At 38.4% G+C, this 12,891-nt stretch carries 5 protein-coding genes; 3 read left to right on the top strand and 2 right to left on the bottom strand.

Annotation, left to right across the window (positions count from 1 at the left end):
• Positions 1-48: 48 nt before the first annotated feature.
• Entirely contained in the window at positions 49-390 is a 342-nt protein-coding gene (rpsF, locus tag ACE1CC_RS07960; protein ID WP_413269937.1) for a 30S ribosomal protein S6, read from the bottom strand.
• Between the two features lie 226 nt (positions 391-616).
• On the opposite strand from rpsF, the gene ACE1CC_RS07955 reads away from it, so the two are divergent.
• Both ACE1CC_RS07955 and ACE1CC_RS07950 read left to right on the top strand, forming a co-directional pair.
• Positions 617-889 carry an ARMT1-like domain-containing protein gene (locus ACE1CC_RS07955; RefSeq protein ID WP_413269936.1) on the top strand — a complete coding sequence of 91 codons (273 nt, stop codon included), beginning with the start codon at positions 617-619 and terminating at the stop codon, positions 887-889.
• A gap of 34 nt (positions 890-923) precedes the next feature.
• The gene (locus ACE1CC_RS07950) at positions 924-2,051 is read left to right on the top strand and encodes an AI-2E family transporter (RefSeq protein WP_413269935.1); all 1,128 of its coding nucleotides are present in this window, start codon (positions 924-926) and stop codon (positions 2,049-2,051) included.
• Between the two features lie 109 nt (positions 2,052-2,160).
• Here ACE1CC_RS07950 and ACE1CC_RS07945 read toward each other — a convergent pair whose 3' ends face one another.
• Positions 2,161-2,289: a hypothetical protein gene (locus tag ACE1CC_RS07945; protein WP_413269934.1), complete on the bottom strand. Its 129-nt coding sequence runs from the start codon at positions 2,287-2,289 to the stop codon at positions 2,161-2,163.
• 338 nt (positions 2,290-2,627) lie between these two features.
• On the opposite strand from ACE1CC_RS07945, the gene ACE1CC_RS07940 reads away from it, so the two are divergent.
• Positions 2,628-12,716 (top strand): CHAT domain-containing protein, encoded by a 10,089-nt coding sequence (locus ACE1CC_RS07940; protein ID WP_413269933.1) that lies wholly within the window; start codon positions 2,628-2,630, stop codon positions 12,714-12,716.
• Positions 12,717-12,891 lie beyond the last annotated feature (175 nt).

Genomic DNA, 12,891 nt, shown 5'->3' with positions numbered 1-12,891 from the left:
AAAGGTACCCGTAGAGACGTTTCATGAAACGTCTCTACAGATCGCAATCTAAGCAGTAGCTTCTGCGGGTTCTTCTTCCGCATCGGCTTTGGCTTTAGTGGAAACCTCTTCCAGCTTAATTGTCAGATAACGAATTACTTCTTCACTCAAGCGCATCGCTCTTTCCATCGGAGCAACGACATTACCTTTAGCTTGGTAATTCATTTGCACATAGATACCATCGCGTTGTTTGTTAATTTCGTAGGCTAAACGGTGTTTACCACGCAGTTGAACGTTGATATCTTGAGCGCCTTGATCTCGCAGCATATTCTGATACTTTTCCACAGCCTGATTTACTTGCTCATCTAATAAATCAGGACGCAAAATATACATTGTTTCGTAGCTATTCATAGTTCTCCCCTTTTGGACAACAAGGCCGCTTTTGGCAACAACCTCCAGCAGCAAGGATCTTTCATTTTACCATTGATGACCTAAGCTTGAGCAAGTAGATTTATCTGGGGAATCAATCTAAAATCTAAAATCTACAATAGACATCTCCTTTCAAAGTAGAGACGTTGTATACAACGTCTCTACAAGGGTTCAGTGGTAACGCACTTTTAATTTCTGGAGATGTCTATTGTATCAAGAATTAAGCAACGCTAATTTAATTATAGTTAAAGGTGATGCTAGTTATCGGCGGACTGTTGGCGATCGCCACTGGGATTATACCACTCCTTACCAAAGTATTACATCTTACTTCCCCGCACTTTTTGTAGCACTTCGCACCTTAAAATCAGAATTAGCAGCAGGTTTATCAACCGAACAATTAGAGCAACTTCCGCAACAGGATGCCCAATGGTTAACTAATGGACAATGGGGAGTAATTCAGTTTGTCGAACCCCATCATTAATATATAATTACCAACATTTAATAATCAACTACCCATGAACAAAGACTATTCAATTTTCTCACCTGTACAGAAGTTTATGATAACGTGGCTGCTAGTATTAGCAGCTAGTTGGGCAACTTTAGTCACAATTGGTTATGTCGGCGAATTAGTCAGCGTTTTCTTAACAGCTGCACTGCTGGCATTTTTATTCAACTACCCGGTGAAAGTATTACAAAAATTTTTACCCAGAACTTTAGCCGTAGCATTAGTTTATTTAGCAGCAATTGTCGCGATTACTTTTATCGGTCTTACGGTAGTACCCCCCGTGTTTAATCAAGGAGTACAATTAGTCACTAATTTACCTTCTTTGGTACAATCAGGACGGCAACAATTAGACAATTTTCAAGTTTGGAGCCTCGAGCATAATTTGCCATTTGATGTCCGAATTTTAGCATCTCAATTATTATCTAGAGTCCAAGCTCAAGCCGAAGTAATTGCCAGTAAAGGTTTGGGTTTAGTAGTTGGCACGTTTAACTGGTTTCTCGACTTAATATTCATTCTGGTAATCTCTTTTTATATGCTAATTGATGGCGAAAGAGTTTGGGGAGGAATCACCAGCTTTTTATCACCTATAGTTAGCCAAGTATTGACTGAATCACTCCAAAAAAATCTGCAAAAGTTCATTTCAGGTCAGTTACTTTTAGGCTTATTCATGGCAATAATGTTATCCGTTGCCTTTTGGTTACTAAAAGTACCGTTCTTTCTATTATTTGCCGTTTTTATTGGCTTAATGGAAGTGATTCCTTTTGTAGGTGCAACTTTAGGAATTGGTACAGTAGTAATCATAGTAGCGTTTATTGATTGGTGGTTAGCACTGGAAGTTTTGGGAGTTTCAGTTATTATTCAACAGATTAAAGACAATTTAGTTTCTCCCAGATTAATGGGAGGGTTAACAGGGTTTTCGCCAGTCATTCTTTTCATGGCTTTATTATTAGGAGCTAAATTTGGTGGGTTATTAGGCGTAATTTTAGCAATTCCCTTGACTGGTGTGATTAAAAGTATTGCGGAAATTGTTTTTGATCCAGATTTACCACCGCAAACGGGATCGTTTTTTAATAATCCCTTTGATGACGATCGAGAAAATTTACTTTTAGAGAATACTGCTGTTAAAAAAGATAAGTAACGCAAGTTCTTAGTTATATTCTGTAGGGTGCGTCAGAAATTATAATTTTAGGCAAGTTACAATAATTTTAAGGTTCTGACGCACCCTACAACGTACTTAACGATCGCGATTAACTGGTGATCCGATCGATCTGAAGTTTAGGATTATCAACCAAAATATTTAATCTACAGAAGTTAATCGGGAAAATCAGGAATAAATCTTTAATTGGTGCATAACGCTGTAGAATATCTTCTAGCAAAGCTTTCACCCCAGAAAGGTTAAAATTTCTTAACTCCTGTAAACTGGTAAAATAATTTTTTAGGATTTACGCACTGAGATCCCCCAACCCCCTTCCCAAGGGGGCTATTAAGTTCCCCCCTTGGGAAGGGGGGCTAGTTCAGATCTAGGTTTCAGGCTAAGAGTGCGTAAGTCCAAATTTTTTAGTTTACTTGTTAAAATCGTTTTACCAAGCTGGTAAGTAAAAATCATTGAGCGAAAATACATTGCTTCTTGAAAAAAATAACTGCTTGCGTCATAACTTTTGAGCAACTTAAATGTAATTATTTTTCACAAATTTACAGAATAATTAATACTGCCATGTCAGCCACAATTTCTCTAGTCATAATCACCTACAACCGGGAAGATTATTTAAGTGCTGCTATTGAAAGTGTTTTAGCACAAACTAAGCATGACTTCGAGTTATTAATTTGGGACGATGGTTCTACGGATAATTCTGTAGAGATTGCTCAAAATTATGCCAAAAACGATCGCCGAATCAGAGTAATAGCTGCGGAACATCGCGGAGAAACTCCCGCCAGAAAAGCAGCGATGGCAGAAATTACCGGGACTTATTTCGGGTGGGTAGATAGCGATGATTTGCTAGGACCAACAGCAATTGAAGATACAGCTGCAATACTGGATGCTCATCCAGAAGTAGGTTTTGTTTATACAGATTATATAGATATTTCTAAAACAGGTGAAATTATCGGTTATGGACAGCGTTGCAGTGTTCCCTATTCAAAAGAGCAACTTTTGCTGCAATTCATGACTTTTCATTTTCGATTAATTCGCCGTTCAGCTTTTGAATTAGCCGGAGGAATTGACGAAGAAATTCAGTATATTTCCGATTATGATTTGTGTGTAAGGTTATCAGAAGTTGCCGAACTCAAGCATTTAAATAAACCGCTTTATTATTATCGTCATCATCAGGAAAGTATTACTTCTGCCAAGCAATTAGAAGTAATTAATTACTCGCACAAAATCATGAGAAGAGCGCTAGAAAGGCGGGAAATGAGCGATCGCTTTTTCATCGATTTACAAATTCAGCAAATAAATGGACAAATTCAACCCCAATTTACTTTAATAAATAAACCTCAAAAACGCCAGGAAGAATTAACTAATCAACCCTCAAACATCATTCCTTTTAGCAAAAAAATAGAAAAAACTTTTGCCGCCTCATTTCTCCTGTCTTCCCTGACCTTTTTAGGTGGAAATCCCGTATTTGCTCAACCAATCGTTCCCGCTAATGACGGCACAAATACTATAGTTAATCCTCAAGGAAACCGCTTTGACATTACAGGTGGACAAAGGTCGAGCGATGGTGCCAACTTATTTCATACTTTTACTAGATTTGGGTTAGACAACCAACAAATAGCCAACTTTTTATCTCAACCAAACATTCGGAATATTTTAGCTAGAATCAACGGCGGAGAAATTTCTTATATAAACGGTTTAATTCAAGTAACGGGCGGCAACTCCAATCTGTTTTTAATGAATCCTTCAGGAATTGTATTTGGGCAAAATGCTAGATTAAATGTTCCCGCTGCTTTCACCGCAACTACCGCTAATGGAATAGGATTTGGTAATAATTGGTTTAACGCTACAGGTAACAATAATTATGCCTCATTAGTAGGCGATCCTAATGCCTTTGCTTTTACCATGCAACAACCGGGAGCAATTATTAATTCCGGGGATTTAGCCGTAGGATTAGGTCAAGATTTAAACTTATTAGCCGGAACAGTTATTAACACGGGAACTTTAACAGCACCTCAAGGAAATATTACCCTTGCCGCCGTTCCTGGTACTAGTTTAGTCAGACTTTCTCAACCGGGATTTTTGTTGAGTTTAGAAGTTCAACCAATAGGGAATAGTGTAACTCAACCTAATGATTTTAATTTACCAATTGCCAGCCTACCACAAATGTTAACTGGTGGCACAGGCGGAAACGCAACCGGAGTTACTGTTAACCAAGATGGTACAGTAGAATTAACAGGCTCAGGAATTCGCATTCCCACAACCGGAAATACAACTATAGCATCCGGTCAAATAAATGTCGCCGGACAAACAGGCGGTAACATCAATATTTTGGCAAACAAAGTTGGTGTAATTAACGCCAACATTAACGCTTCTGGAACTAATGGCGGTGGCAATATCCGCATTGGTGGAGATTACCAAGGCAAAGGAACATTGCCGAATGCTTCCCTCACCTTCGTCAGTAAAGATGCAACTATTTCTGCTGATAGTTTGATTACCGGAAATGGGGGTAAAGTAATTGTTTGGGCCGATAAAGCAACGAGATTTTATGGCAGCATTACCGCTAAAGGTGGCAGTAATTCCGGCAATGGTGGTTTTGTAGAAGTATCAGGAAAAGACTTTTTAGACTTTCAAGGAAAAGTTAATACCCTGGCAACTAATGGCAATCCAGGAATGCTGTTACTTGACCCAAAGAATATAATAATTCAAGAGGATGAGGAAACTGTTAGTGAATTAAATCAAGTAGACAATTTTACCGACCCAGAGCTAGAACCAACTACTATTAAGGCAGCATTAATTAATGATGCCGCTACTAATGTCACCCTGCAAGCCACCAATGACATTACTTTTGATGCACCCATTAATATTACTGCCAAAGGTGTAGGAATTACAGCCGAAGCTGAAAACGATATTCGAGTTAATAAGGATATTACAACTAACGGAGGAGCAGTAACTCTTAGTGCTAACGTTGATAATAACGTTGGCGGTGAACTAGTTATCACAAATTCCACGATTAAGACAGGCGGAGGCAATTTTACGGGAACTGGCACAGGCTATTTCAGTGATGCAGTTTCTCTTAAAAACAGCACTATTGATGCTCAAGGCGGGAATATTCAGCTGACAGGAACAGGTTACAACATTCAAGGGCCTGGTTATAGTGGCATTTCTTTGTTAAACAGTTCTCTGCAAACTAAAGCTACAGGAAATATTACCCTCAATGGCACTGGTGGAAATGGAGATAGAAACCAAAATCAAAATCGGGGAATTTATTTGGAACAAGCGCTGGTAGAAGTAACTGGAACAGGAACAATCACCCTAACTGGTACTGCCGGGAACGGAACGAATGAAAACGTAGGAATATATTTAAATACCAACTCTAAAGTCATCGCCAACAATGGAAATATTAGCTTCACAGGTATTGGTAATGGAATTGGAGAACGCAATCGTGGCATTGAGCTTCAACAGGGAAGTTTAGTAGAAACTACCGGGACAGGAAGCATCACTCTGGATGGTACTGGTGCAGAAGCAAAAAATGATAATGCTGGGATATTTATAAATCTAAGTGCCAAAATTACCTCAAAGAATGGAGATATTAATCTTACAGGCACAGGCGGTAAAGGAGGAAACAATAATAATGGTGTTTGGCTGAATAACGGTGGCGTAGTTGAAAGCACTGGAACTGGAACAATTAATCTCAATGGCACTGGTGGAAAAGGAATAGATTCCAATGCCGGGGTAAACATTACTGGTGTAAATTCTCTGGTGAATACCAATAATGGCAGTATTAGTATTAAAGGTACTGGTGGAAATGGAACAGGAAATGAAAATAATGGTGTTCGAGTTGTTGAAAGTGGTGTTGTAAAAGCCATTGGAACAGGAAATATTACCATCAATGGCAAAGGCGGAAATGCTGATGGTTTCAATGGTGGGATAATAATTAGTGATGTTGGTTCTAAAGTCAGTTCACAGGATGGAAATATTCAGCTGATAGGTGTTGCTGGCGATGGAAGTGGCAATTCTAACATTGGAATTCGACATCTCAATGGTGCAGTATTAGAAGCAACTGGGACAGGCGGAATAACTATAGATGGTACTGGTGGAAGTGGCATAAATTTCAATGCCGGAATAGTAATTGGCCCAAATGGTGGTGTAAGTCCTAGTATTAGTACAAACAATGGTGATATTAAAGTTTCTGGAAAAGGTGGTAATGGAACTGGGAATTCAAATATAGGCGTTCAATTTGATGGCAATGGTACGTTATTAGAAACAAAGGGAATAGGAACGATAACCTTTAATGGCATTGGTGGTAATGGAACTGATAACAATTACGGAATAGGAATTTTTGATTCTAGTATTATCCGTTCAGCAAATGGTATTAGTTTCATTGGTCAAGGTGGAACTGGAACTGGAACTGGACAAAATGGAATTCGCACTGATAAGGGAGCTTTATTAGAAGTAACTAAAACGGGAGATATTAGCTTAACGGGTACAGGTACTAATAATGCAGCCGGAATTAGTATTAATGACAGTGTTGTTAAATCAACCGCTACAAATATTAGTAAATTTACTTTTACCGCAGATGAAATTGATTTAATTGGTACTACTAAAATTAGTGGCAAGAATATCCTACAATTACAACCGCTTACTACCAGTCTAGGTATTTCTGTTGGTGGCAAAATTGAAGATGCCAGATTGAATCTTAATGATAATGAACTTGCCACTATACAAAATGGGGTTTCGCAAATCATTATTGGCGGGAATGATAGCGCTGGTGCTATTAATGTTGAGGGAAATGTAACTTTTAATGATCCGATAACTTTGCAATCTCCAGTTGGTGCAGGAAATATCAAGAGTACAGGATTTAGTATTGCTGGCAAAGATGATGCTAGTGTAACTTTACTAGGAAATCAAGATATTAATACTGGTAATATTGTTGCACCTAAAGGAATTACTATTACTAGCACTAATGGAGCAATTAACACTCAATTAGGCACTTTAGATGCTACATCTGTTACTGGAAATGGAAGTGCTATTACACTCAACGCCAATGGTAATATCACCGTTGCTCAAGTTTGGTCGTATACTTCTAAAACAGGTGCTAATGGAGGTGACATTACTTTAATTAGTAAAACAGGAGCAATTGATTCTACTGCTGGCGATGTACGTTCTGGTTTTACTAGTGCTGGGGATGGCGGTGCAATTCGCTTTGAAGCACAAGGCAATATTACTACTAAAACTTTATCTGCTGATTCTGATGTTAGTGGCAAAGGCGGCGATATTACCTTAATAAGTTCATTGGGAAAAATTGACACTTCTTTGGGAATTTTGGATGCTGACTCTGCCAATGGCAAGGGTGGTAATGTGACTTTAAAAGCTTTTGGAGATATTACCACAGGTACGATTAATTCCCGTGCGCGAGAAAGTAGTAATGATAGTGGAATTATTAGTATTACTAGCAGTGATGGTGCTATTACTACAACAAAAGGTTCTCTAAATTCTAACTCTGCTTTAGGGAATGGTGGTGCAGTTACACTCAAGGCTAATGGTAACATTACTACTAAAGATATTATTTCTAAAACAGGCGGTGCTGGTAAAGGTGGCGATATTCTTGGCACCAGTAATGCTGGATTAATTGACACTTCGACGGGAATTTTAGATACTAGTTCTGTAGGTGGTATTGCTGGAGATGTTAGCTTAAGCGCACCTAATGGTGTTACAGTTGGGAAAATTAATGCTAATGGCTTATCAAATACCGGAAATATTAGTTTAACCAGCGATAAAATTAGTTCTACGGGAGCAGCAAATTCGATTCAAGGTAAGGGTAATTTACTGCTTCAACCTTTCACAGCTAGCCAAAATTTAGATGTTTCTCCGGTTAATTTTAATGTCTTTGCAGAAGGTTTTGCTGCGATTATTATTGGTGCTGAAAAGGGTAGTGGTGTAGTTAGTATACCAAATGCGATCGCATTTAGCGACCCAGTAACTATTCAATCTCCTAATGGTCAAATTATCGTCAATGGTGCAATTAAGGGAACAGATGACGCTTCCATTACTTTAAGTGGAAAAACTAATTTAAATGCAGATATTACCACTGTCGATCAAGATCTTAACCTTCAAGGTAGCGTTTTATTAGGCAAAAATGTCACTCTCAGCACAGATGTAAAAGCTGGTGGTAATATTTCTGTTGGTGGCACAATTGATGGTAATCAAAAACTCACTTTAGAAACAGGTACGGGAGATATTAATTTAAATGGTGCAGTGGGAAGTTCAATTCCTTTGAATGATTTCATTATTAATAGTGCTAAAAACGTTACTGCCAAATCAATAACCGCAGCAAGCATCACCCAAAAAGCGGGAACTGGAGTAACAACTTTAGCAAATTTAAACACCAATAGCGAAACAGGAATCAACCTCACAGGTAAGAGTTTTGTACTCAATGGTAAAGTCACAACTAGTAACAATGGCGGATTTACGATTAGTAATGCCAGTGCTTTGACTTTAGATGCGGCAATTTTTAAATTAGATGGCGCATTTAAGCAAGTTGGGGAAGGTGCAGTTTCTTTAGCAGGAAAACTGACGACTACCGACGATGAAATCAGTTTCAAAAGTGCGGTAACTCTGCTGGGAGATACTGCTTTAGATACAGGTGCAGGGATTGGCGATATTACTTTTAATAGTGCGGTAGATGGGGAAGCAAATTTAAGTTTAAATGCCGGAATCGGTAAGATAAATTTAGGCGGTGCGCTGGGAAGTAATACGCGAATTGGGAATTTAATTATTGAAAGTGCAACTGATGTTAATGCTAAATCAATAACCGCAGCAAGCATCACCCAAAAAGCGGGAACTGGAGTAACAAGTTTAGGAAATTTGGGCACCAATAGGGAAACAGGAATCAACCTCACAGGTAATAGTTTTGTATTCAATGGTAAAGTCACAACTACTAACAATGGCGGATTTACGATTAGTAATGCCAGTCCTTTGACTTTAAATGCGGAAATTTTTCAATTAGATGGCGCATTTAAACAAGTTGGGGAAGGAGTAGTTTCTTTAGCAGGAAAACTAACAACTACCGACGATGAAATCAGTTTCAAAAGTGCGGTTACTTTGATTGGAGATGCTGCCTTAAATACTGGTACTGGGATTGGCGATATTACTTTTAATAGTGCGGTAGATGGGGGAGCAAATTTAACTTTAAATGCGGGAATTGGGAAGATTAATTTAGGCGGTGCGGTGGGGAGTAATACGCGAATTGGTAATTTAATTATTGAAAGTGCAACTGATGTTAATGCTAAATCAATTACCGCAGCAAGCATCACCCAAACAGCGGGAACTGGAGTGACTAATTTAGGGGTTTTAGATACTAATAGTCCCCAAGGTATTAACTTAAATAGTAATATTATTAATTTAAATGGGGCGATTACTACCACTAATAATGGGGTTTTTACTATTAACAACAGTGGGGCTTTAAACCTGAATTATGTTATTAATTTAGATGGTGCTTTTAATCAAATAGGAACTGGGGAAGTATTTAGTTCGGGAAGTATTACTACTACTAATGATGATATCAGGTTTAATAGTTTTGTAACTTTAATAGGTGAGACAAAATTTAATCCTGGTAAAGGTGCGATCGCCTTCAATTCCGGCTTATTTGCTGGTACTAATTCCCTAACTTTAAGAGCAGGAGAAGTTGTTTTTGGTGGTAAAGTTACGGGTAGCGGTAATTTAATTTTAGAACCAGCAGATGCTAATCAAACGGTGGCGATCGCAGATCCTATTCCTGGCGCGTTTAACCTCTCTGCTAGCACTTTAGCTAACTTAGAAGATGGTTTTAGTTCGATCGTTATTGGACGTATAGATGGAACGGGATTAGTATCAGTTAAAGAAGTGACATTTAACGATCCAATCACCATTCGCACCGTCAGTGGCACAATTAACGTTAATGGCGCAATTATCGGCAAAAATGATGCTTCAATTACTTTAGATGGTGCGCTAATAAATCTAAATGCTAATATTTCCGCAGAAAATCAAAATATTACTTTAGGTAGAGCCATTCAGTTAGGAAATGATATAACCATTAATACAGGTTTGGGAGCAGGTGATATTAATTTTAACGGTTCCTTAGATGGTAATAAACAGCTAAATTTAGTCGCAGGTAGCGGAAACATTCGCTTTAATGCAGTTGTTGGCAAAAACTCACCTTTAAGTAAATTAGATATTAGTAGTGCTAGCAATGTCTTTGTTTCTCAAGGGATCAATACTGTTAGTGAATTATCTATTAATGCACCAGTAATTCTGACAGACAATGCTGTTTTTAGTACGGTAAATGGCAATATTACTTTTGGTAATACGGTAGATAGCGAAGTTGGGAAAGCTAACAATTTAACCTTGTCTGCTGAAACTGATAATGGTAATGCTACCTTTAATGGTGCTGTTGGTAGTAAAGGTCAGGAAATTGGCAATATTTTAATTACTAACGCCAAAGATTTAACAGCAAATTCGACAATTGAAGCACAACAATTACAGTTTAATGCGGGAACAGGTAAGGTTAATTTAAAAGCAAATATTACCACCAGTGGAGCCGGAGTTGAATTAAATACAACTGGTGATATTCGCACTAGTAATATATCTGCAAAAGGCGGAAATATTTCGGCTAATAGTCAAAATGGGATTATTGAAACTGGCAATTTAGATGCTTCTAATGCAGGAATAGGGGGAACTATTACCCTGACTACGCCAAAAGCTGTAACTACCGGAAATTTAACGGCAACGGGAGGAGAAAAAGGCGGTACGGTAACAGTTAAATCTGGCGATCGCATTACCACAGCAAACATCGATGTTAGTGCTACCATTGGTGACGGTGGAAAAGTGTTTATCGACCCTCCAAATGATGTCCAAGTTGGGTATATTAACGCTCAAGGAGGAAGTCAAGGAATTGGTGGGAAAGTTGACATTACAACAGAAAGTTTATTCCGTTCAACCGCGACTTTTATTGATAACAAAGGTGTAAATAGTAGTATTTCTACTGCTGGCGGAACGGGAAATGGTTCGATTATTATTCGTCATGGAGGCGGTTCTTTAAAAATACCTTTTATTGTGGGAGATCCAAGCAAAAACGGAACAGCGGGAGCTTTAACAACGGGAGGAGATACTATTACTTCTACTCAAGCTTTTCCAGGTTCCTATACTTTAGGAAACATTCAAATTATTACTCAAGATTTTCAAGACGATCCTGGTAATCCTGGCGATCGAATAGATACTGAAATTAAACAGGTAATTCAACAACAAGAAAATATTTCTGATTTACCTACAATTCCCGTCACTCAAGTTCCTCCTGTTGCCATCGATCCTATATTAGGAGTAACAGAAGAAAAGTTTAGCGAAGAATTTTCAGCTTATTTAGGTTTGACAGTTACTAATAATATTAAAACTCTGGAAGAAATTCGCGCTCAACTGCGACAGAACCAAGAGGAAACAGGTGTCAGATCGGCGATTTTTTATGTAGTTTTTGGACGAGGAGAACAGGGAACACAAACACTTGTTACCTGTCCTCCCGACCCGGGTACTAGAGTGCAAAATAGTGAATTACAAGCCGAAAATTGCCAAGAAAAAGATAGCGATCGCGTCGAACTCTTCCTGATCACACCAGAAGGCGAACCAGTGCGTTTTCCCATTGGTAATGTTACCAAAGAACAGATTCTTGGCTTGGCTAGACAATTGCAAATGGAAGTAACCGATCGCTCAAAATTAGATACTACCAGTTACTTAGCTCCTGCACAAGAACTCTACAAATTATTGATTGCTCCCATTGAAGGGAAATTACAAGAACGGGGAATTAAAAACTTAATATTTATTCCCGATGCAGGCTTGCGATCGTTACCATTAGCAGCTTTACATGATGGTAAAGGATTTATTGTAGAACGTTACAGTGTTTCCTTAATGCCTAGTTTTAGTTTAACTAATCCCCAATTTTATAACTTGAAAAACTCCACAGTATTAGCAATGGGAGCCTCAACATTTAAAGAACAAGCTCCCTTACCAGCAGTACCAGTAGAATTATCTACAATTGCAAATCAACTGTGGTCAGGAAGAATTTCCTTAAACGAAGCTTTTACCGTAAATAATCTCACCACTCAACGCAATACTGGTAATTTTGAAATCGTTCACCTCGCCACCCACGCCGAATTTAGACCAGGAAATCCCAACAATTCTTACATTCAATTTTGGGATGAAAGATTAGGATTAGATCAAGTAAGAAACGTCAAATGGAATGACCCACCTGTGCAATTATTAGTATTAAGTGCTTGTCGCACAGCTTTAGGCGACAAACAGGTAGAGTTGGGTTTTGCAGGATTAGCAATTCAAGCCGGAGTTCAATCAGCTTTAGCAAGTTTGTGGTACGTATCCGACCAAGGTACATTAGGATTAATGACCGAATTTTATGAACAATTAAAAACTGCTCCCATTCGCGCCGAAGCACTCAGACGCGCTCAAATATCTATGATTAAGGGAGAAGTAATAGTAGATAATAACGAACTAGAAGGTATAGGACCTACAGGAATTTCTTTACCCCCCGAACTGAGACAATCAGGGAAAATAAACTTCTCACACCCCTATTATTGGTCAGGCTTTACTTTGATTGGCAACCCTTGGTAAGTCGGCAAATTGTACTGTAAGAACATATTTTTTGTCTCTTCCTTTAGGAAGAATTGCCAAAAAATCTGCCTTTTGATTCTCCCCATATATATGGTTCTTGCACTACCTTGTTAAAAGACCAAATAGCGAAATAGGTGATAGCTTGTCTACAATCAAGACGGATCTGTTTTACTGA

The organism is Floridaenema aerugineum BLCC-F46 (genome assembly GCF_041929345.1).
Lineage (GTDB): Bacteria > Cyanobacteriota > Cyanobacteriia > Cyanobacteriales > Aerosakkonemataceae > Floridanema > Floridanema aerugineum.
Note: the sequence above shows the minus strand (reverse complement) of the source record. Positions and strands in the feature narration are given on the sequence as shown.

Coding starts and splice junctions, on each gene's coding strand:
- ACE1CC_RS07950 (WP_413269935.1), top strand. CDS start 924: ATGAACAAAGACTATTCAATTTTCTCACCTGTACAGAAGTTTATGATA.
- rpsF (WP_413269937.1), bottom strand. CDS start 390: ATGAATAGCTACGAAACAATGTATATTTTGCGTCCTGATTTATTAGAT.
- ACE1CC_RS07940 (WP_413269933.1), top strand. CDS start 2,628: ATGTCAGCCACAATTTCTCTAGTCATAATCACCTACAACCGGGAAGAT.